The sequence below is a fragment of the Cupriavidus pauculus genome, from assembly GCF_002858765.1.
GTDB lineage: Bacteria > Pseudomonadota > Gammaproteobacteria > Burkholderiales > Burkholderiaceae > Cupriavidus > Cupriavidus pauculus_B.
Genome location: NZ_PJRP01000003.1, coordinates 280,678 through 300,393 on the forward strand (window position 1 = coordinate 280,678; position 19,716 = coordinate 300,393).

19 protein-coding genes are annotated in these 19,716 nt (G+C 67.4%); 16 read left to right on the plus strand and 3 right to left on the minus strand.

Annotation, left to right across the window (positions count from 1 at the left end; translation table 11 throughout):
- Position 1: 1 nt before the first annotated feature.
- Genes CYJ10_RS09730 through CYJ10_RS09740 form a run of 3 tightly spaced genes read left to right on the plus strand, consistent with a single transcriptional unit; the run spans position 2 to position 2,534 of the window.
- Positions 2-1,072 carry an FkbM family methyltransferase gene (locus CYJ10_RS09730; protein WP_101681289.1) on the plus strand — a complete coding sequence of 357 codons (1,071 nt, stop codon included), beginning with the start codon at positions 2-4 and terminating at the stop codon, positions 1,070-1,072.
- 8 nt (positions 1,073-1,080) lie between these two features.
- Positions 1,081-1,890 (plus strand): NAD-dependent epimerase/dehydratase family protein, encoded by an 810-nt coding sequence (locus CYJ10_RS09735; protein ID WP_101681290.1) that lies wholly within the window; start codon positions 1,081-1,083, stop codon positions 1,888-1,890.
- Positions 1,881-2,534, plus strand: coding sequence for a hypothetical protein (locus tag CYJ10_RS09740; RefSeq protein ID WP_180862881.1), 654 nt, complete (start codon positions 1,881-1,883; stop codon positions 2,532-2,534). The genes CYJ10_RS09735 and CYJ10_RS09740 overlap by 10 nt, the downstream gene beginning before the upstream one ends.
- A gap of 117 nt (positions 2,535-2,651) precedes the next feature.
- On the opposite strand, the gene fliE is transcribed toward CYJ10_RS09740, so the two are convergent.
- The gene (gene fliE, locus CYJ10_RS09745) at positions 2,652-2,975 is read right to left on the minus strand and encodes a flagellar hook-basal body complex protein FliE (RefSeq protein ID WP_101681291.1); all 324 of its coding nucleotides are present in this window, start codon (positions 2,973-2,975) and stop codon (positions 2,652-2,654) included.
- Between the two features lie 359 nt (positions 2,976-3,334).
- Here fliE and fliF point away from each other — a divergent pair, with 359 nt between their 5' ends.
- From fliF to CYJ10_RS09790, 9 genes are all read left to right on the plus strand, one after another.
- Positions 3,335-5,020 carry a flagellar basal-body MS-ring/collar protein FliF gene (fliF, locus tag CYJ10_RS09750; RefSeq protein ID WP_101681292.1) on the plus strand — a complete coding sequence of 562 codons (1,686 nt, stop codon included), beginning with the start codon at positions 3,335-3,337 and terminating at the stop codon, positions 5,018-5,020.
- Positions 5,007-6,026 (plus strand): flagellar motor switch protein FliG, encoded by a 1,020-nt coding sequence (gene fliG, locus CYJ10_RS09755; RefSeq protein ID WP_101681293.1) that lies wholly within the window; start codon positions 5,007-5,009, stop codon positions 6,024-6,026. Before fliF ends, fliG begins: the two co-directional genes overlap by 14 nt.
- Complete coding sequence (gene fliH, locus CYJ10_RS09760; RefSeq protein WP_101681294.1) at positions 6,013-6,912, plus strand: flagellar assembly protein FliH; 900 nt, start codon at positions 6,013-6,015, stop codon at positions 6,910-6,912. Before fliG ends, fliH begins: the two co-directional genes overlap by 14 nt.
- The gene (gene fliI / locus CYJ10_RS09765; protein ID WP_101681295.1) at positions 6,905-8,356 is read left to right on the plus strand and encodes a flagellar protein export ATPase FliI; all 1,452 of its coding nucleotides are present in this window, start codon (positions 6,905-6,907) and stop codon (positions 8,354-8,356) included. The genes fliH and fliI overlap by 8 nt, the downstream gene beginning before the upstream one ends.
- Positions 8,349-8,801, plus strand: a complete 453-nt coding sequence (fliJ, locus tag CYJ10_RS09770) for a flagellar export protein FliJ (protein ID WP_101681296.1) — start codon at positions 8,349-8,351, stop codon at positions 8,799-8,801. Before fliI ends, fliJ begins: the two co-directional genes overlap by 8 nt.
- A 16-nt stretch (positions 8,802-8,817) precedes the next feature.
- Positions 8,818-10,314, plus strand: coding sequence for a flagellar hook-length control protein FliK (locus CYJ10_RS09775; RefSeq protein WP_101681297.1), 1,497 nt, complete (start codon positions 8,818-8,820; stop codon positions 10,312-10,314).
- A 188-nt stretch (positions 10,315-10,502) separates the two neighbouring features.
- On the plus strand, positions 10,503-11,567 hold the full coding sequence (locus tag CYJ10_RS09780; RefSeq protein ID WP_101681546.1) for an alpha/beta fold hydrolase: 1,065 nt from the start codon (positions 10,503-10,505) through the stop codon (positions 11,565-11,567).
- 35 nt (positions 11,568-11,602) lie between these two features.
- Entirely contained in the window at positions 11,603-12,265 is a 663-nt protein-coding gene (gene alkB, locus CYJ10_RS09785) for a DNA oxidative demethylase AlkB (RefSeq protein ID WP_101681298.1), read from the plus strand.
- 119 nt (positions 12,266-12,384) lie between these two features.
- Positions 12,385-13,854 (plus strand): SLC13 family permease, encoded by a 1,470-nt coding sequence (locus tag CYJ10_RS09790; protein WP_257993211.1) that lies wholly within the window; start codon positions 12,385-12,387, stop codon positions 13,852-13,854.
- 46 nt (positions 13,855-13,900) lie between these two features.
- Here the strand turns inward: CYJ10_RS09790 and CYJ10_RS09795 are convergent, their stop codons facing one another.
- Both CYJ10_RS09795 and CYJ10_RS09800 read right to left on the minus strand, forming a co-directional pair.
- Positions 13,901-14,158, minus strand: a complete 258-nt coding sequence (locus CYJ10_RS09795; RefSeq protein ID WP_101681299.1) for a helix-turn-helix domain-containing protein — start codon at positions 14,156-14,158, stop codon at positions 13,901-13,903.
- A gap of 178 nt (positions 14,159-14,336) precedes the next feature.
- Positions 14,337-15,038, minus strand: a complete 702-nt coding sequence (locus tag CYJ10_RS09800) for a GntR family transcriptional regulator (RefSeq protein WP_101681300.1) — start codon at positions 15,036-15,038, stop codon at positions 14,337-14,339.
- A gap of 152 nt (positions 15,039-15,190) precedes the next feature.
- On the opposite strand from CYJ10_RS09800, the gene araD reads away from it, so the two are divergent.
- Genes araD through CYJ10_RS09820 form a run of 4 tightly spaced genes read left to right on the plus strand, consistent with a single transcriptional unit; the run spans position 15,191 to position 19,658 of the window.
- A complete protein-coding gene (gene araD, locus CYJ10_RS09805; protein ID WP_101681301.1) occupies positions 15,191-16,930 on the plus strand; it encodes an L-arabinonate dehydratase in 1,740 nt (579 codons plus the stop codon).
- A gap of 10 nt (positions 16,931-16,940) precedes the next feature.
- Positions 16,941-17,660, plus strand: a complete 720-nt coding sequence (locus tag CYJ10_RS09810) for a ribonuclease activity regulator RraA (RefSeq protein ID WP_101681302.1) — start codon at positions 16,941-16,943, stop codon at positions 17,658-17,660.
- A gap of 49 nt (positions 17,661-17,709) precedes the next feature.
- Positions 17,710-18,678: a Bug family tripartite tricarboxylate transporter substrate binding protein gene (locus CYJ10_RS09815; RefSeq protein ID WP_101681303.1), complete on the plus strand. Its 969-nt coding sequence runs from the start codon at positions 17,710-17,712 to the stop codon at positions 18,676-18,678.
- Positions 18,679-18,719: 41 nt separating this feature from the next.
- A complete protein-coding gene (locus CYJ10_RS09820; protein WP_101681304.1) occupies positions 18,720-19,658 on the plus strand; it encodes a 2-hydroxyacid dehydrogenase in 939 nt (312 codons plus the stop codon).
- The last annotated feature ends 58 nt before the right edge of the window (positions 19,659-19,716 follow it).

Genomic DNA, 19,716 nt, shown 5'->3' on the forward strand with positions numbered 1-19,716 from the left:
CATGACGACTGAACATTTGCAGAAGCTTTCCGACGCGTTGCGCACGGTGGGCGGCAGCGCCGCCGCCCGAGACAAGGTCATTGCCCTGTGCCAGAGCATCGAGCAGGACCTGGACGCCTATGAAGGCAGCGTGCGCGACGACATCACCGGCCCGATCGTCGATGCCATGTACAACGAGACCTCGCGCCTGCGCAAGACGCTGGCAGACGGCACGGTCTTCGAGTTCCTGTACCGCACCAAGATCGCCCGCGACTTCCTGATGAGCACGCCGGCCGCGCCGGACCACGTCTGGGAACCGCAGACCACCAAGCTGCTGGTCAAGCTGTGCGAGCGCGGCGGCCATGCCGTGGTGGGCGGCGCCTACTTCGGCGACCAGGTGATCCTGATGGCCCGCCAGCTGGCCCGTGCCGGCGGCACCTGCCACGCGTTCGAGCCCAACGCCGACCAGCTCGGCATGCTGCGCAACAACGCCGAACTGAACAAGGTCGAGAACATCCGCAGCTGGCGCCTGGGCCTGTGGTCGGACAGCACCACGCAACTGCGCCTGGAAGGCCACGATTCGTTCGCCCACGCCGTGCACAGCACCGGCCCCGCCGGCGACGACAGCTTCAAGACGGTGACGATCGACGACTACTGCGCCCAGCAGAACCTGGACAAGCTGAGCCTGATCATGCTCGACATCGAGGGTGCCGAGCTGAACGTCTTCAAGGGCGCCGCGAAGCAACTGGCACGTCCGGCCGGCGAAGCGCCGAACCTCGTGTTCGAGGTGCACCGCCACTACGTGGACTGGAGCCGCGGCCTGGAAAACGCCGAGATCATCCAGCTGCTCAAGGGCTATGGCTATCACGTGTACGCCGTGCGCGACTTCAACTCGAACGTCGACATGCAGGGCCGCCCGGTGGAACTGGTGCCGGTGGACAAGGTGTACCTGGAAGGCCCGGCCCATGGCTTCAACATGGTGGCCGTGAAGGAGCCGGCGCTGCTGCAAGGCCAGGGCTTTGCCGTCGTGCCGGGCGTCAGCCCCAAGCTGCTGTGGCACCGTGACCCGGCGCTGCACCACCCGGCCAACTGAGGATCGCAATGCGCTGTACGGTAATCGGCGGCGCCGGCTTCGTCGGCCGTCGCCTGGCCGACACGCTGCGGCGTGCCGGCCATGAGGTCTGGGTGCCAGCGCGCGGCGACCGCGCGCTGCTCACCCGCGACCTGGGACACGTCTACTACTGTGCGGGGCTGACTGCCGACTACGCCGCACGGCCGTACGACACGGTAACCGCGCACGTCACGTTGCTGGCCGACGTGCTGCGCGCCAACCGCTACGAACACCTGGTCTACCTGTCGTCGACCCGGCTCTACGACACGTCGCAACTGCCCGTGGGCGACGAGGCCGCGGCGCTGACGCTGCAGCCCGCGAACCCGCGCGCCCTGTACGACTTCTCGAAGGGGCTGGGCGAGAACCTGTGCCTGACCGTGGCAGCGGGCCGCACCGCCGTGGCACGCCTGTCGTGCGTGTTCGACTGGACGCCCGAGTCGCCGGGCTTCCTGTCCGAATGGCTGATGCGCGCCGCCTCCGAGCGTGCATTCCGGCTCGACAGCGACTCCGGCTTCGTGCGCGACTACATCCATCTGGATGACGTGGTCGATGCGCTGATCGGCATTTCCACGCGCAACGCCGGCGGGATCTTCAACGTCGCCAGCGGCGAGAACGTATCGAATGGCGAGCTGGCCGAGGCCTTCAACGCGGCCGGCTGGGACATTGCCCTGGCACGCCACTCGCCCGTGCAGCGGGCGGCGGAATGCAGCACGGCGGCGCTGCGCGCGCTTGGCGTGGCACCGCGCAACGTGCGTGCGGTGGTGGCCAGCTATCTGGAAGGTATCCGCCCATGGAACTGATCGGACAGACCCGCGAATCGCTGGCGGCCTACACCTGCGCGCAGGTGGCCAACCTGGTGCCGGACGGCCGCGGCGACGCGCTGCTGCCCGTGGTGTCGCGCCATCTCGACGAAGCGCTGGCGCGTACCGGCCGGTGCATCGATGCCGTGCGCATGTGGCGCCCCGGCCAGTTCAACTACCTGCATTCGTCGCAGTATTGCCAGTACCTGTACTACCTGGCCAATACGATCTGGCGCAACGAGCGCAACGGCGAGGCCTGCACGAAGCTGTTCCTGCTCAACAAGACCCTCAACGCCATCGACCTGTTCTACGAGATCGAGATGCCCGAGGTGTTCTTCATCGGGCACTCGGTGGGTATCGTGCTGGCCAAGGCCACCTACGGCAACTATCTGGTGCTGTACCAGAATTCCACGGTCGGCAAGAACCATGGCGTGGCGCCCGTCATTGGCGACGGCGTGGTGATGTATCCGAACACGGCCATCATCGGCCGCAGCTATGTGCGCGACAACTCGGTGGTGGCGCAGGGCGTGAGCGTGCTCAACCGCGAAACGCCGGGCAATTGCCTGGTGTATGCCGGGCAGGCAGGCGACCTGGTGTGCAAGCCCGCCACGGAACGTGCGGCCGAGGAGTACTTCCGCGTCTGAACCGTACCCTGCCCGTCCGGCGGGGTCGTCCAGAAAAGTAAGAAGGCCATGCCGCTTCACGCGGGCATGGCCTTTTTTTGCGTGGCGCGCCGCAGCGCGCCGGACGCATACCGGGCGTCAGACCGGCATGTTCATCATTTCCTGGTAGGCAGCCGCCAGGCGGTTACGCACCTGCACGGTGGTCTGGAACGAAATGTTGGCCTTCTGCATGTCGATCATCACGTCGTTGAGCGACACGCCGGGCTTGCCCACTTCAAAAGCCTCGGCCTGGCCGTAGGCGCGTTCCTGGGTGGCGTTCAGGCGTTGCAGCGAGCGTTGCAGTTCGCCGGCAAAACCCGCCGTGGCCGCCGAATTCGCGGCCGGGGAGGTGGTTCCGCCGCCAGCTACCTGCGCCAGGCCGCGCAGTTGCTGGAGCATGCCCTCGATGGAAGAAATAGTCATGGCACGTACAGGTTGGTCAGTCGGGACAGGATAAATGTGACGAAAGCACTACTCGCCATCCTGTTTCAGCCCTCGCACTGTACTGGCCCCCCGCCTCCGTCCAAAGGCTGAAATCGGCGGGAAAACATCGCCTATTCAGCCGATTGTTCCTCGGCCGTCTGCCCGATCATCGCTACCGTGCCGGATCTGGCGGATCGACGCGTTTTTTGTCTCGCCGCCTGAGTCCATGGAATTCAACTAACGCGGGGAGTGCGCGTGTTTTTTCAGCAGCGTAAAGTGAGCCGTGCCGAGATGATTAACGGCAGCGAAGGCCAGAGTGGTAAGGGCAGGGAATGCCCGGCCAAGCCGGAGACGCGCGCATGAACGCGGCCGCTACCCTGCCGAACGGCGCGGCCCTGGTCGAGAAGCTCAAGGGCAATCCGCGTCTGCCCCTGATGCTGGGCGGTGCGGCACTGGTTGCCGCCATTGCCGTGGGCGTCATGTGGTCGCGCCAGCCGGACTACAAGGTGCTGTACACCAACCTGTCCGAGCGCGACGGCGGTGCAGTGATCCAGTCGCTGCAGCAGATGAACGTGCCGTACAAGTTCGCCGAAGGCGGCGGCGCCGTCATGGTGCCGTCCGACAAGGTTGCCGAGACGCGTCTGCGCCTGGCCAGCCAGGGCCTGCCCAAGAGCGGTACCACGGGCATGGAACTGATGGACAACCAGAAGTTCGGCATCAGCCAGTTTGCCGAACAGGTGAACTACCAGCGCGGGCTGGAAGGCGAGCTGGCGCGTTCGATCGAATCGATCGGCGCCGTGCAGTCGGCCCGCGTGCACCTGGCCATCCCCAAGCCCACGCTGTTCGTGCGCGAACGCCAGAAGCCCACCGCATCGGTGGTGCTGCAGCTCTACCCGGGCCGCGCGGTCGATGAAGGCCAGGTGGCCGCGATCACGCACCTGGTGTCGTCGAGCGTGCCCGAACTGACGCCGAAATCGATCTCCATCGTCGACCAGCACGGCAACCTGCTGTCCGGCAACAGCGACCGCTCGATGGACGCCACCCAGCTCAAGTTCGTGCAGCAGGTGGAACAGAGCTACGTCAAGCGCGTGGAATCGATCCTGGCCCCGATCCTCGGCAAGGACAACGTCCACGCCCAGGTCACGGCCGATATCGACTTTTCGTCGGTGGAACATACCGACGAAAGCTACAAGCCGAACCAGGACCCGACCAAGGCCGCGATCCGCAGCCAGCAGACCAGCGAATCGAACCAGCAAGGTGGTTCGGCCGTGGGTGGCGTGCCCGGCGCGCTGTCCAACCAGCCGCCCGCCGCCGCCGTGGCTCCGGTCACCACGCCGCAGCCGCCGCGCCAGCCCGGCCAGCCGAATCCGCCGGCCCAGGCACAGCCCAACCAGGCCACGCAGACCGCTGAAAAGAGCGGCCCGAGCAGCAACCGCCGCGACGCCACCACCAACTACGAGCTCGACCGTACCGTGCGCCACGTGCAGCAGGCTCCGGGCGGCGTGAAGCGTCTGTCGGTGGCCGTGGTGGTGAACTACCGCAGCAAGGTCGACGCCAAGGGCAAGCCGATCACCGAGGCGCTGTCCGCCAAGGAACTGGCCCAGATCGAGAACCTGACCAAGGAAGCCATGGGCTTCTCGACCGAGCGCGGCGATTCGCTGAACGTGGTCAACAGCCCGTTCACGGCCGACAACAAGACGGAACCGGAACTGCCGCTGTGGAAGCAACCGCAGATGATCGACCTGGCCAAGACCGGTGTCGGCTACCTGCTGCTGGCCCTGCTGGCCGTGTTCCTGTGGTTCAAGGTGGCGCGTCCGGTGCTGCGCAAGTACACCGCGCCGGCACTGCCCGCCACCACCGACGCCACGGAAGCCACTGCAGCCGAAGCCGCGCTGCCGCCGCCGGAAGAGGAAACCAATCCGGAAGTGCTGCGCCTGGCCGCGAAATACGAAAGCGATCTCGCCCTGGTGCGTGACGCCGCGCAACGCGACCCGCGCCTGGTCGCCAGCGTAATCAAGACCTGGATGGCAAATGACGAAGGCTAACGCTAGCAAGGGAACGGCCGAAAAGGGCCTGCAGAAGAGCGCCATCCTGATGATGGCGGTGGGCGAGGATTCGGCCGCCGAGGTGTTCAAGCATCTGTCGCCGCGCGAAGTGCAGCAGCTGGGTTCCGCCATGGCCAACCTGTCGGCCGTGACCCGCGAGGAAATGGCCGAGGTGCTGGCCGAGTTCCGCGGCGAGACCGAGCAATACCTGGCCCTGAACGTCGATTCGAGCTCGTTCATCAAGAGCGTGCTGAACAAGGCGCTGGGCGAGGAACGCGCGCTGTCGGTGATCGAGGACATCCTGGAATCGCGCGACCCGGGCGGTGGCATCGATTCGCTGAACTGGATGGAAGCGAACACGGTGGCCGAACTGATCAAGGACGAACACCCGCAGATCATCGCCACGATCCTTATCCACCTGGACCGCCAGAAGTCGTCCGAAGTGCTGGGCTTCTTCACCGAACGCCTGCGCAACGACGTGGTGCTGCGTATCGCCACGTTCGGCGGCGTGCAGCCGGGCGCGCTGCAGGAACTGACCGACGTACTGACCAAGCTGCTGGCAGGCCAGAGCCTGAAGCGCAGCCGCATGGGCGGTGTCCGTACGGCGGCCGAGATCATCAACCTGATGAGCACGGCCCACGAGGAAGCGGTCATCGACGGCGTGCGTACGCACGACGCCGACCTGGCGCAGAAGATCATCGACGAGATGTTCCTGTTCGAGAACCTGCTGGAAGTGGACGACCGCGGTATCCAGCGCGTGCTCAAGGAAGTGGCCACCGAATCGCTCATCGTCGCGCTCAAGGGCGCGCAGCAGGAACTGCGCGACAAGTTCATCCGCAACATGTCGACGCGTGCCGGCGAAATGCTGCGCGAGGACCTGGAAGCCCTGGGTCCGGTGCGTGTGTCGCAGGTCGAGGCCGAACAGAAGGCCATCCTGCAGGTGGTGAGACGCCTGGCCGAGGCCGGCGAAGTCCAGATTGGCGGAGGCGACGATGCCTACGTTTGAACGCGGCTTTGCCGCAGGCCGCGGCCCGGGCCGCGGCGATCCCGGTTTCTTCGGCGCGCCCAGCGCGCCGCAGGGCGCGGGCGGACTTTCGGACAAGCTCTCCGGCGGCCTTTCGGGTGGCTTGTCGGGCGGCCTGTCCGGTGGACTCACCAATGTCCACCGCAGCGACGAAGGCTTCCAGGGTTTCGAGCCGCCGATGCGCTCCAGCCTGGGCGGCGACGCCTGGAAGCGCTGGCAGCCCGAATCGCTCGACCCGCGTGACGCGCTGAAGAAGGTGCTGGCCGCGCAGTTGCCGGTCGAGCCCCCGCCCCCGCCGCCGATCGACTTTGCCGCGCTGGACGCCATGCGCGACGGCGCCCGCAAGGAAGGCTACGCACAGGGCTACACCCAGGGCCAGACCCAGGGCTACGGCGACGGTCACCGCGAAGGCTATGCCCGCGGGCTGGAATCGGCACGCAGCGAAGCCGCGCGCCTGCAGGAACTGGCCGGCAACTTCCGCGACGCGCTGGGCCGTGTCGATACGGAAATCTCCGACGCGCTGATTTCGCTGGCGCTCGACGTGGCACGCCAACTGGTGCGCAAGACGATGGAAATCGATCCGGCCGCGCTGGTGCCTGCCGCCCGCGAACTGATCAACGCCGAGCCGCCGCTGTCCGGCGCGCCCTGCCTGCTGCTCAACCCCGAAGACGTGCCGCTGGTGGAAACCCACCTGAAGGGCGAACTCGAAGCCGCCGGCTGGACGGTGCGCACCGATGCCACCGTGGCACGCGGCGGCTGCATTGCCAGCGCCGCCAGTGGCGAGCTCGATGGCACGCTGGCCACGCGCTGGGAGCGCGTGATCAAGGCCCTGGGCCGCAACGATCCGTGGGAGCCCCCGCATGCATGAGCCCCAGGCCACCGCGCCCGACAACGCTTCCGCCGCGGCCCATACCGGCCGCTGGCGCGATGCGCTGGCCACCGCGTCGTCGAACATCGCAGAGATCGACAGCAAGCGCGCCTGCGGCCGCCTGACGCGCGCCGCCGGGCTGGTGCTGGAAGCCGTGGGCCTGCGCATGCCCGTGGGCAGCGACTGCCTGATCGAACTGCCGGGCGGCCAGCATTCGCATGGCGGCCCGCGCACCGCCGAAGCCGAAGTGGTGGGCTTTGGCGCCGATCGTCTCTACCTGATGCCGCAATCGGACGTGGCCGGCCTGGTGCCGGGCGCCCGCGTCTATCCGCTGGAACCGTCGCCGCTGCCCAAGGGCGTGAGCGCCCCGCGCGAGCCGGGCTCGAAGCGCCTGCCGGTTGGCGATGGCCTGCTGGGACGCGTGCTGGACGCGGCCGGACGTCCGCTTGACGGGCTGGGCCCGATCACCGCCGCCAGCGAAGTGCCGCTCTCGGGCGCGCAGATCAATCCGCTGATGCGTGCCCCGATCGAAACGGTGCTCGATACCGGCGTGCGCGCCATCAACGGCATGCTGACCGTGGGCCGTGGCCAGCGCATGGGCCTGTTCGCGGGCTCCGGCGTGGGCAAGTCGGTGCTGCTGGGCATGATGGCCCGCTACACGAACGCCGACGTAATCGTGGTGGGCCTGATTGGCGAACGCGGCCGCGAAGTGAAGGAATTCATCGAGAACATCCTGGGCGAGGAAGGCCGCAAGCGTTCGGTAGTGGTGGCCGCGCCGGCCGACTGCTCGCCGCTGCTGCGCATGCAGGGCGCCGCCTACGCCACGCGCCTGGCCGAGTACTTCCGCGACAAGGGCCAGCACGTGCTGCTGATCATGGATTCGCTGACCCGTTATGCCATGGCCCAGCGCGAGATCGCACTGGCCATCGGCGAGCCGCCCGCCACCAAGGGCTATCCGCCTTCGGTGTTCGCCAAGCTGCCGACGCTGGTGGAGCGCACCGGCAACGGCCCCGAGGGCGGCGGCTCGATCACCGCCTTCTATACCGTGCTGACCGAAGGCGACGACCAGCAGGACCCCATTGCCGATTCGGCACGCGCCATTCTCGACGGCCATATCGTGCTGTCGCGCAGTCTTGCCGAAGCCGGCCACTATCCGGCCATCGACGTGGAAGCGTCGATCAGCCGCGCCATGACCGCCTTGATCGAACCGCCGCAATTTGCCTCCGTACGGCGATTCAAGCAGTTGATGTCGCGCTACCAGCGCAATCGCGACCTGATCAGCGTGGGCGCCTATGTGCCCGGCAACGATCCGGAGCTGGACCTTGCGATTCGCCTGCATCCGCGCATGGAGGCATTCCTGCAGCAGGACATCCACGAGCGCGCCGACTACGACGCGTCGATTGCCCAGCTGCACGCGACCATCGGAGCAAACTACCATGGCTAAGACATCGCCAATGCATACCCTGGCGGACATCGCCCAGGACAACACGGACAAGGCCACGCGCGAGCTGGGCCGCCTGCAGGGGCTGCGCACGCAAGCCGAGCAGCAGCTCCACGCGTTGACCGAATACCGCCACGAGTATCGCGCCCGCATGCAGGCCATTGCCGCCGAAGGCATGACGTCCAGCCGCTGGCAGGACTTCTCGCGCTTTCTCGATTCGCTGGACCATGCCATCCGCCAGCAGACCGCCGCGCTGGACAAGGCCGAGGCCGACCTGCTGGCCGGTCGTGCCAACTGGCAACAGCAGAAGCGTCGCCAGAACTCCTTCGACACGCTGATCACGCGCGCCGAAGTGCGCGAACAACAGATCGCCACGCGCCGCGAACAGCGCGCCAACGACGAATACGCGGCCCGCATCGCCCGCCAGCCGGCGAGCGGCCAGAACTGACCTGCCAAAGACCACAATGATCGATATCAGCCAGATCGTCGGCAACGCCGCCGCAGCCCTCGGTAACCTCAAGTCGCCGGACGCCGGCAAGGGCGGCGACGCCAATCCGTTCCAGGATGCCCTGTCGCGCGCACGCCAGGATGGCCAGCAGTCCGCGCCGGCCGCCGCGCAGGTAAAGGTGCCGGCCAAGGATGGCAAGCAGGCCGACGCATCGAAGGACAGCGCCGCGCAAAAGCCGCAGCAGCCCGCCGCCAACAATGCGTTGCCGCAGAAGGACACCAGCAAGGTTGCCGCCAAGGGCGACACGAAGCCCGATGACGCGAAGGATGGCGAAACCGACGACACCGCATCGAGCGATGCCGCTGCGGCCGCTGCCGCACTGGCCGCCGCTGCGCTGCTGACGCAGCCCCCGGCTCCGCAGGCCCCTGCCGCCGGCAGCACGGCCGGCTACGATACCAGCGCGATCAACGGGCTGCCGACGCTGCCGTCGGCACAAGGCACGGCGCAGGGCGCCAGCGCAGCCGCCACTGCCGCTGCTGCTGCAGCCGCCGCGGCCACCACGACGGCCGATCCGGCCGCCGATGCCGCAGCCTTGCAGGCACAGGCCGAAGCCAGGCTGCCGACCGTTGCCGTCGACACGGCCGCCAAGGGCACCACCGCCAGCCCGACCGACACGCTGGCCCTGATCGCCCAGCAACGCGCCGCGCTGCAGAACAACGCACCGACCACGGCGGACAAGATCGCCGCCACCGTCACCGCGCCGGCCCAGGCCGCCGCACAGGACGCACGTGGACAGGGCGCCGGCCAGCAGCATGCCAACCTGGGTCATCAGAACCAGCCAGCCCTGACGCCGGCCGACAACGCCCAGGCCAGCCAGCCGACGCAGGCGCCGGTCACGCCGTTTGCCGCCGCACAGGCCAGCGTACGCACCGGCGAAGGCGTGGATACGGGCGCCACCAACGCCAGCAGCGCCGCCACCATCGCATCGGCGCTCGCCGCCCAGACGCCGGCCCAGGCCGCACAGGCCAATGCGGCCGCAGCCGCCGCGCGTCCGGTCATCGCGCCGAATGTCGGCGACAGCCAGTGGTCGCAGGCACTGGGCCAGCAGATGGTGCGCCTGTCCACCCAAGGCAACCAGACCGCCGAACTCGACCTGAACCCGCCCAACCTGGGCCCGCTGAAGGTGGTGCTGAACGTGGTCAACGACCAGGCCCAGGCGCAGTTCGTATCGCCGCACCAGGCCGTGCGCGCCGCAGTGGAAGCCGCGCTGCCGCATCTGCGCACGTCGATGGCCGAAGCAGGCATCCAGCTTGGCCAGACCTCGGTGGGCGCCGACAGCTTTGCGCAAGCCAACTCGGGCGGCCAGCAACAGCAGCAGCAGCGCCAGGCCGGCAACGGCAGCAGCTTCGGCCAGGCCATGGGCTTCGGTAAGGACACGGCGGCCCCGGCGGCCCCCGCCACGCCGCGCGCCGCGCGCACGCTGGCACGTGGCGAGGTCGATACGTTCGCCTGACGCAACACGTCTTTCCGACCCCGGAAAGCCCGCCCTCTGTCCCGCGTTGCGGGATGGACGGCGGGCTTTTTTCATGCTGGCACCCCGGAACTTAACCGCGCACGGCGCGGTCATTTGAGTGACGATATGGATACCCGATATGGATACCCCGTCCACTCGCATCCGCCCACTCGCCCCGGCCCATGACCATGCCCAGCCTTCGCCCCCTTCCCGTTCGCCCGCCCCTCGTTCGTCCTCTCCTGCTTGCCGCGCTCACGCTGACCGCCACCCTCGCCCCGCTGGCTCACGCCGCCGACGCCACCGATGGCGGCCCCGCCTATGGCCCCGAGCTGGAAGGTTTCGACTACCCCTATCCGGTCCAGCGCTACAAGTTCTCGTCCCAGGGCAAGCCCATCGAGATGGCGTTCATGGACGTCAAACCCGAAAAGCCGAACGGCCGTGCCGTGGTGCTGCTGCACGGCAAGAACTTCTGCGGCGCCACGTGGCAGGAAACCATCCGCCAGCTCACCGGCGCCGGCTACCGCGTGGTGGCACCCGATCAGGTGGGCTTCTGCAAGTCGACCAAGCCCGCGCACTACCAGTACACGTTCCAGCAACTGGCACGCAACACGCACGACCTGCTGGCGTCGATCGGCATTCGCGACATCACCGTGATGGGCCACTCCACAGGCGGCATGCTGGCCATGCGCTACGCGCTGATGTATCCGCAGGAGACGAAGCAGCTGGTGCTGGTGAACCCGATCGGGCTCGAGGACTGGAAGGCCAAAGGTGTGCCATCACTCTCGGTGGACCAGTGGTACGCCCGCGAGCTGAACACCACGGCCGACCGCATCCGCAACTACGAGAAGTCCACCTACTACGTGAACCAGTGGAAGCCGGAATACGAACCGTGGGTGCAGATGCTGGCCGGCATGTACCGCGGCCCGGGCAAGCAGATCGTGGCGTGGAACTCCGCGCTGCTCTACGACATGATCTACACCCAGCCCGTGGTCTACGAGATGGGCGCCATCCAGGCCCCCACGCTGCTGATGATCGGCGACAAGGACACCACGGCCATCGGCAAGGACGCCGCCCCGGCCGACGTGCAGCCAAAGCTGGGCCGCTACCCGGAACTGGCGAAAGCCACGGCAAAGGCCATCCCGAACACGACACTGGTGGAATTCCCCGAAATGGGCCACGCCCCGCAAATGCAGGACCCGGCGGCGTTTCACAAGGCGTTGCTGGAGGGGATGGGGAAGGTGCAAATGCGTTAGATTGGGAGCGTTCTCCGCCCCGATGTGCGGCCACCATGACTTTCGACCTCTTCGACGCCCTTCCCGCCGATCCCGACACGCCGCCGGCCACCGAGCCGCTGGGGCCGGGTGCCGTGGTCCTGCGCGGTTTTGCGCGCGACCTCGGGTCCGCGCTGCTGCAGGCGGTGGGCGAAGTCAGCGCCGGCTCACCGTTCCGGCACCTGATCACGCCGGGTGGGTTGCGCATGTCGGTGGCGATGACCAATTGCGGCGAGCAGGGCTGGGTGTCCGACCGCACCGGATATCGCTATGACCCGGTCGATCCCGACACGGGCAGGCCCTGGCCGGCCATGCCCGGTGCCTTCCGCCAGTTGGCGCTGGACGCCGCCGAGGCGGCCGGCTATCCCGGTTTTGCGCCCGATGCCTGCCTGATCAACCGCTATCTGCCCGGTACGCGGCTTTCGCTGCATCAGGACCGCGACGAACTGGATCTGCGGGCCCCGATCGTGTCGGTGTCGCTGGGCCTGCCGGCCATCTTTCTGTGGGGCGGACTGCGCCGGGCCGACCGTCCGTCGCGGGTGCGGCTGGCGCACGGCGACGTGGTGGTCTGGGGCGGCCCGTCGCGGCTGGTGTTCCACGGCATCGCGCCGCTGGCCGCAGGTGATCACGCACTTACCGGCAGCGAGCGCATCAACCTGACATTCCGCAAAACACACTGACCAGCGCGCAGCAGTTGCCTGCTTCATCAGACAACCATACGATAGCGGCTCAGCACATTTGCTCATAAAACAGGACCGGCGCCGAGACGCGACCCGTCCGCTTGCGAGACAGATCCAAGATGTCAGCCACCCCCGGCCGCGCCGACGCACGTCCCGAAACCACACCCCCGACACCCCCCGCCCCGCCCAAGCCCGCACCGCTGGCCGGCCGCCCTGCCGATTCGATCCGTGCCGCGCTGCTGATTGGCGCCTGCATCAGCGCCGTCTGGATTGCGGGCAGCGCCCTGCATGCCCCACCCGCGCTGATCTGGGCCGGCGCGCTGGTGCTATCCACCGTTTCCTGCTGGGCGGTCGGCGTGCTGCCGGAACCCACGGCCACGCTGCTGTTCTTCCTGTCCGCCGTGGTGTTCCACATCGCGCCGCCCACGGTGGTGTTTTCCGGATTCACGTCGACGGCATGGTGGCTGATGTTCGGTGGCGCCGTGACCGGCGTGGCGCTGCGCAGTACCGGCCTGGCGCTACGGCTGGCCGACATCATCTTCCACAAGCGGGTGGGCACTTACCCCCAGGTGATCACCACGGTGGCGCTGAGCGCGGTCGGGCTGGCGTTCCTGATGCCCTCCACCACGGGCCGCGTGCTACTGCTGATGCCGATCGTGCTGGCGCTGGCAGACCGTCTGGGCTTCGCCGCCGGATCGAATGGCCGCATCGGCATGGTGATGACCGTCGCGGCAGCCAGCTACATGCCGCCCACCGCCATCCTGCCGGCCAACATCCCGAACAGCGTGCTGCTGGGCGCGGCTAGTTCGCTCTATCACATCAACCTGAGCTACGGCAGCTACCTGCTGCTGCATTTCCCGGTGCTGGGCGCGCTGAAGACCGTGGTGCTGATCTGGGTGATCTGCAAGCTGTTTCCGGAAAACGGCCCGATGCCAGCGCAGGCGCCTGTCACACAGACCGCGATGGGTGCGCAGGAGCGCGTGCTGGCCGTCATCCTGGCGCTGGCGGTGGCGGGGTTCGCCACCGACGCGTGGCATGGCATTTCGCCAGCCTGGATTTCGCTGGCCGCGTGCATCGTCTGCCTGCTGCCCGGCATCGGCCTGGTATCGCCAAAGGCGCTCACCGAGCAGGTTCACCTGGTGCCGCTGATCTACGTGGCCGGCTTTCTGGGGTTGGGAGCCTTGGTGGAATCCACCGGCCTGGGCAGCGCCATCAGTGCCGGCCTGCTGCAAGTGCTGCCGCTGACGCCCGGCCACACGGCCGCCAACGTAGGCACCATCGGGGCCATGGGCGCGGTACTGGGGATGATGTCGACGCTGCCCGCGCTGCCGGCCGTGCTCACGCCGCTGGCACGCGACCTGGCCAATGCCACGGGGCTGCCGCTGGAAACGGTGCTGATGCTGCAGGTGCCGGTGTTCTCGACGGTCTTTTTCCCGTACCAGTCACCGCCGATCGTGATCGCGATGCAGCTCGGTGGCGTGGGCTTGCGCCACGGCACGCGGCTTTGCCTGACCATGGCCGCCATCACGCTGGTGGTGTTGCTGCCGCTCGATTACTTCTGGTGGAAGCTGCTGGGCTACCTGCCCTGATTCGCCCCACGACTGGCCGCGCGCGGCACAGGCTGCCGCGCGCCGGCTACCACTCGAGCTTCTCCAGCACCGCATCGCTCACGGTACGCGGCTCGACGAACAGATCCATGTCGTAGGCCCCCAGCAGCGCCAGCAACTGCGCCACGCTGATGGTCTCGGGGTTCAACTCCATATGGGAAACGCGGCTCTGGCTGATGGCCAGCCGCGCGGCGGCGTCGGCCTGGGTCAGGCCGGCGATCTTGCGCGCGCCCTGGAGCACCTGCCCCAGTTGGTCGCTGCTGGTAATGGTGACTCTGGCGGACATCTTGGGCTACCCGGCAGTAAATACATCAGGAATCTATCAATTTCCGCCAGCAATCGACAAATTCTTCGTCATCGACGAATGCGCGGAGGGTGCCATTACCCATGCAGTGGGTAGATGACGCTGTGGGCCGTTGCCAAAAACAAACGCCCACCCCGATTGGGGCAAGCGTGAGTCGGCCTCAGCGCAGGTAATCGCGGAAGCGCGAGCGGATTTCCTCGACGTTGGCGAGCGTGCCGGTCAAGTGGTCGCGCAGCGCGGTCTCGGCGGCGACCACGTCGCCGGTGGCGATGGCGTCGACGATCGCGGTGTGGTCGCGCAGCACCGCATTGGCCTTGCCCGGAATCGGCAGGTGCAACCGGCGCAGGCGGTCCAGATGGCCGCTCTGGCGCCGCACCAGCCCGAACAGGTCCGGCACGGCGGCGGCCTCGTAGAGCTGGCGATGGAAATACTGGTCGTTGGCGGTGAATTCGGCCAGATCGTCGAGTTCGAGCATCCGCTGCTGGCGCGCCACCGTGGCGCGCAGCCGTTCCACCAAACCCGGATCCGGCGCACCCGCCAGCGTGCGGACGATTTCCACCTCCACCGAGCGGCGCAGGAAATGCGCCTGTCGCGCCAGCGCCACGTCGATGCGGCTGACGCGCGTGGCGTGCTGCGGAAACACGTCGACCAGCCCTTCTTCCGCCAGCCGCATCAACGCATCGCGCACCGGCGTCTGGCTGATGCCGTACTGCAGCGCCAGTTCGGGACGCGACAGCACCGTGCCCGGTGGCAGCGCCATCGAGATGATCTGGTCGCGCATATGCTCGAACACCTGCGGCGCCGCCAGGCGCGTGCGGTCGAACTGGAACTGCGCGGAAGGGTTGGGTAGCGTGGCGGCCATGCGTAAATGACTGGAATGTTGGGCGCGATTCTAGCCGAACCGTGGCGGAAATCCCTGCGTTGACGTACTAATATATTAGTGCTTTAATTCCCAAAACCCCAGTCGTCGTACAACTAGGTGACTGGCAGGATTCTTAGGTGGAAGAGACAACGATGACGGCACATAAAAAGACGCCGGACCAGCTGCGCAGCGCGCGCTGGTTCGCGCCCGACGACCTGCGCTCGTCCGGGCACCGCTCGCGGATCATGCAGATGGGCTACGCGCCCGATGAATGGATGGGCAAGCCGCTCATCGCCATCATCAACACATGGTCCGACATCAACCCCTGCCACGCGCACTTCAAGCAGCGCGTGGACGACGTGAAGCGCGGCATCCTGCAGGCTGGTGGTTTCCCCGTGGAGCTACCGGCCATTTCTTTGTCCGAGAGCTCGGTCAAGCCGACCACGATGCTCTACCGCAACCTGCTGGCCATCGAGACCGAGGAGCTGATCCGCTCGCACCCGATCGACGGCGCCGTGCTGATGGGCGGCTGCGACAAGACCACGCCCGGCCTGCTGATGGGCGCCACCAGCGCCGGCGTGCCGGCCATCTACGTGCCCGCCGGCCCCATGCTGCGCGGCAACTACAAGGGCCAGGTGCTGGGATCGGGCTCCGACGCCTGGAAGTTCTGGGACGAGCGCCGCGCCGGCAATATCAGCAAGACCGAGTGGATCGGCATCGAAGGCGGCATCGCGCGCAGCCACGGCACATGCATGACGATGGGCACGGCCAGCACCATGACCGCGATTGCCGAGGCCATCGGCATGACACTGCCCGGTGCGTCGTCGATTCCGGCGGCGGACGCCAACCACATCCGCATGTGCTCCGAAGCCGGCCGGCGCATCGTCGGCATGGTCTGGGAAGACCTGACGCCGCAGCGCATCCAGACGCACGCGTCATTCGAGAACGCAATTGCCGTCGCTATGGCGATGGGTTGTTCCACCAACGCCATCATCCACGTGATTGCGATGGCACGGCGCGCCGGCCACGACATCGGCCTGGACGATTTCGACCGCATGAGCCGCCACGTGCCCGTGATCGCCAACATCCGGCCCAGCGGCGACACCTACCTGATGGAAGATTTCTTCTATGCGGGCGGGCTGCCGGCGCTGATGAACCGCATCCGCGACAAGCTTCACCTCGACACGCCCACGGTCACGGGCCGCACGCTGGGCGAAAACATCGCCGGCGCCGAGGTCCACAACGACGACGTGATCCGCACCTGCGAGAACGCGCTGTACCAGGAAGGCGCCCTGGCCGTGCTGCGCGGCAATATCGCGCCCGACGGCTGCGTGATCAAGCCCAGCGCGTGCGAAAAACGCTTCTTCAAACATACCGGTCCGGCGCTGGTGTTCGACGACTACCCGTCGATGAAAGCGGCCGTCGAAAATGAAGACCTCGATGTCACGGCCGACCACGTCCTGATCCTGCGCAACGCCGGTCCGCAGGGCGGCCCGGGCATGCCCGAGTGGGGCATGCTGCCGATTCCGAAAAAGCTCGTGAAGCAAGGCGTGCGCGACATGCTGCGCATGTCCGACGCGCGCATGAGCGGCACCAGCTATGGCGCCTGCATCCTGCACGTGGCCCCCGAGGCCTACATCGGCGGCCCGTTCGCGCTGGTGAAGACGGGCGACCTGATCACGGTCGACATCGACCAGCGCAGCATCCACCTGGAAGTGTCCGACGAGGAACTGGCCGCGCGCCGTGCCGCGTGGACCCCGCTGCCCCCGCGCTATATGCGCGGCTACGGCTACATGTTCTCGCGTCACGTTCGCCAGGCCAACGACGGCTGCGACTTCGACTTCCTGCAAACCGATTTCGGCGAGCCCGTGGGCGAACCGAGCATCTACTGAGGCCTCCCCCATGACCCCGCTCAGTTCCAGCCTGCGCGACGCGCTGAAGACCGTCAGCACCGCCACGCTCTGCACCGCGCTGTTCAAGCGCGGCCTGCGCAACCAGTTCATCCAGGACGTGCGCCCGCTCAACCCGGACGGCGGCGCGATGGTCGGCGAAGCGTTCACGCTGCGCTATATCCCTGCACGCGAGGACCTGAACCCCATCACCGTGTTCCAGGACCCCAACCATCCGCAGCGCCAGGCCATCGAGAAGTGCCCGCCCGGCGCCGTGCTGGTGATCGACAGCCGCAAGGACGCGCGCGCCGCGTCGGCGGGGTCGATCCTGGTCACGCGGCTGATGCAGCGCGGCGGCGCGGGCATCGTCACCGACGGCGGCTTCCGCGACTCGCCCGAGATCGCGCAGATGGCCATGCCCGCATACCACCATCGCCCATCGGCGCCCACCAACCTGACGCTGCACCAGGCGCTGGAATTCAACGTGCCGATCGGTTGCGGCGACGTGGCGGTATTTCCCGGCGACGTCATCGTGGGCGATGCCGAAGGCGTGGTCGTCATTCCGTGGCACATCGCCGAGGAAATCACCGCCGAGGCCGTGGAAATGACGGCGTTCGAGGACTTCGTGACCGAGGAAGTGCGCAACGGCCGATCGATCATCGGGCTCTATCCGCCAACCACCGAACAGGCGCGCGCAGATTTCGCCGCGTGGCGCAAGGCCAAGGGGCGCTGACGCGATCGGCCCAGACACACCTACCTATAACAATTCCGGAGACAAACCCATGTTGAAGATTGCCCGCATCGCCACCGCGGCCCTGGCCGTTACCGCTGCCTTTGGCGCTCACGCCCAGGGCGAATGGCCGACCAAGCCCGTCACCATCATCGTGCCGTTCACGCCCGGCGGCGGCACGGACATCGGCACGCGGCTCGTCGCGCAGCGGCTGTCGCAGATCTGGAGCCAGCCGGTGGTGGTGGACAACCGCCCCGGCGCCGCCGGCAATGTCGGCCTGGAACTGACCGCACGCGCCAAGCCCGATGGCTACACGCTCGTGGCGGGCAATGTGGGCACGCAGTCGATCAACCCGTTCCTGTACAAGAAGCTCAACTACAAGCCCGACAGCTTCGTGCCCGTGACGATGATGGCCGAACTGCCGTTCGCGCTGGTGGTCACGCCGGGCCTGCCCGCGAAAACGCCGAAGGAACTGGTGGCGCTGGCCAAGGCCAAGCCCAGCAAGCTGACCTTCGCCAGCTCGGGCACGGGCGGCTCGCCGCACCTGTCCGGCGAAATCTTCAAGGCCGCCACCGGCACTGACATGCTGCACGTGCCCTACAAGGGCGGCGGCGCGGCAATGACCGACCTGATGGCCGGCAACGTCGACATGCTGTTCGCATCGATCCTGGAAACCACCGGCCACGTGAAGGCCGGCAAGCTGCGCGCGCTGGCCGTGACCGGCAACGTGCGCTCGCCGTCGATGCCCGACGTGCCCACGCTGGCCGAGGCCGGCATCCAGAACGCCGAGTCGGGCTCCTGGGTGGGCCTGCTGGCGCCCGCTGGCACGCCGAAGGACATCGTCGACAAGATCGCGGCCGACGTGAAGAAGGTGGTGGCCATGCCGGAGGTCAAGAAGCAGCTGCTCGAACAGGGCGCGATTCCGGTAGGCAGCACGCCGCAGCAGTTTGCCGAGACCATCGCCAACGACCGCAAGCGTTACGCAAGGATCATCGCCGATAATCACCTGAGCGCCGACTGACCGCGCGCCCGGACATTTCCATAAAAAAGGACTCTTCTCGCATGAAACCCCGCCTCCTGCAGCATGGCCGGCTCCCGGAACAGACCGAAGCCCGTCTGGCCGAGCATTTCGACGTGCACCCGCTCTGGGCCGAAAGCGATCCTGCCGCCTACCTGGCGCAGCACGGTGGCGAGTTCGTGGCGATGACCACGCGCGCCGCCACCGGCGTGGACGCCGCGATGCTGGCCACGCTGCCGAACCTGCGCGTGATCTCGAGCTTCGGCGTGGGCCTGGACAAGCTGGACCTGGACACCGCCCGCGCACGCGGCATTGCCGTGGGCTACACGCCGGACGTGCTCAATGACTGCGTGGCCGATACCGCGTTCGCGCTGCTGATGGACGCGGCGCGCCAGATCAGCGCCGCCGACCGCTACGTGCGCCGTGGCGACTGGCTCAAGGGCCCGTATCCGCTGACCACGCGCGTCAGCGGAAAGCGACTGGGCATCGTCGGCATGGGCCGCATCGGCCGCGTCATCGCCAAGCGGTCGAGCGGCTTCGACATGGACGTGCGCTACTTTGGCCGCAAGGCCCAGGACGGCGTGCCCTATGGCTTCGAGCCGTCGCTGCAGGCGCTGGCCGAGTGGGCGGATTTTCTGGTGATCGCCGCTTCGGGTGGCCCCGAAACCCGCCATCTGGTGTCCGCCGACGTACTGAAGGCGCTGGGTCCGAAGGGCTATCTGATCAACATCGCCCGCGGCACGGTGGTGGATGAAGCGGCGCTGGTCGACGCCCTGACGCACAAGCGCATTGCCGGCGCCGGGCTGGACGTGTTCGAGCACGAGCCCAAGGTGCCCGAAGCCCTGTTCGCCCTGGACAACGTCGTGCTGCTGCCGCACGTAGCCAGCGGCACGCACGAGACCCGTGCGGCAATGGCCGGGCTGGTGTTCGACAACCTGCAGAGCTTCTTCGCCACCGGCGCGGTCCTGAAGTCGGCCGTCTGAGCGCCGGCAACCCTGCGGCTGCGGTGGAAAAAGCGTAGCCGGGTCGACACAGAGCGGA

Excerpts from the sequence above, each read along its gene's own strand:
- CYJ10_RS09730 (WP_101681289.1), top strand. The coding sequence starts at position 2 with ATGACGACTGAACATTTGCAGAAGCTTTCCGACGCGTTGCGCACGGTG.
- CYJ10_RS09735 (WP_101681290.1), top strand. The coding sequence starts at position 1,081 with ATGCGCTGTACGGTAATCGGCGGCGCCGGCTTCGTCGGCCGTCGCCTG.
- CYJ10_RS09740 (WP_180862881.1), top strand. The coding sequence starts at position 1,881 with ATGGAACTGATCGGACAGACCCGCGAATCGCTGGCGGCCTACACCTGC.
- fliE (WP_101681291.1), bottom strand. The coding sequence starts at position 2,975 with ATGACTATTTCTTCCATCGAGGGCATGCTCCAGCAACTGCGCGGCCTG.
- fliF (WP_101681292.1), top strand. The coding sequence starts at position 3,335 with ATGAACGCGGCCGCTACCCTGCCGAACGGCGCGGCCCTGGTCGAGAAG.
- fliG (WP_101681293.1), top strand. The coding sequence starts at position 5,007 with ATGACGAAGGCTAACGCTAGCAAGGGAACGGCCGAAAAGGGCCTGCAG.
- fliH (WP_101681294.1), top strand. The coding sequence starts at position 6,013 with ATGCCTACGTTTGAACGCGGCTTTGCCGCAGGCCGCGGCCCGGGCCGC.
- fliI (WP_101681295.1), top strand. The coding sequence starts at position 6,905 with ATGCATGAGCCCCAGGCCACCGCGCCCGACAACGCTTCCGCCGCGGCC.
- fliJ (WP_101681296.1), top strand. The coding sequence starts at position 8,349 with ATGGCTAAGACATCGCCAATGCATACCCTGGCGGACATCGCCCAGGAC.
- CYJ10_RS09775 (WP_101681297.1), top strand. The coding sequence starts at position 8,818 with ATGATCGATATCAGCCAGATCGTCGGCAACGCCGCCGCAGCCCTCGGT.
- CYJ10_RS09780 (WP_101681546.1), top strand. The coding sequence starts at position 10,503 with ATGCCCAGCCTTCGCCCCCTTCCCGTTCGCCCGCCCCTCGTTCGTCCT.
- alkB (WP_101681298.1), top strand. The coding sequence starts at position 11,603 with ATGACTTTCGACCTCTTCGACGCCCTTCCCGCCGATCCCGACACGCCG.
- CYJ10_RS09790 (WP_257993211.1), top strand. The coding sequence starts at position 12,385 with ATGTCAGCCACCCCCGGCCGCGCCGACGCACGTCCCGAAACCACACCC.
- CYJ10_RS09795 (WP_101681299.1), bottom strand. The coding sequence starts at position 14,158 with ATGTCCGCCAGAGTCACCATTACCAGCAGCGACCAACTGGGGCAGGTG.
- CYJ10_RS09800 (WP_101681300.1), bottom strand. The coding sequence starts at position 15,038 with ATGGCCGCCACGCTACCCAACCCTTCCGCGCAGTTCCAGTTCGACCGC.
- araD (WP_101681301.1), top strand. The coding sequence starts at position 15,191 with ATGACGGCACATAAAAAGACGCCGGACCAGCTGCGCAGCGCGCGCTGG.
- CYJ10_RS09810 (WP_101681302.1), top strand. The coding sequence starts at position 16,941 with ATGACCCCGCTCAGTTCCAGCCTGCGCGACGCGCTGAAGACCGTCAGC.
- CYJ10_RS09815 (WP_101681303.1), top strand. The coding sequence starts at position 17,710 with ATGTTGAAGATTGCCCGCATCGCCACCGCGGCCCTGGCCGTTACCGCT.
- CYJ10_RS09820 (WP_101681304.1), top strand. The coding sequence starts at position 18,720 with ATGAAACCCCGCCTCCTGCAGCATGGCCGGCTCCCGGAACAGACCGAA.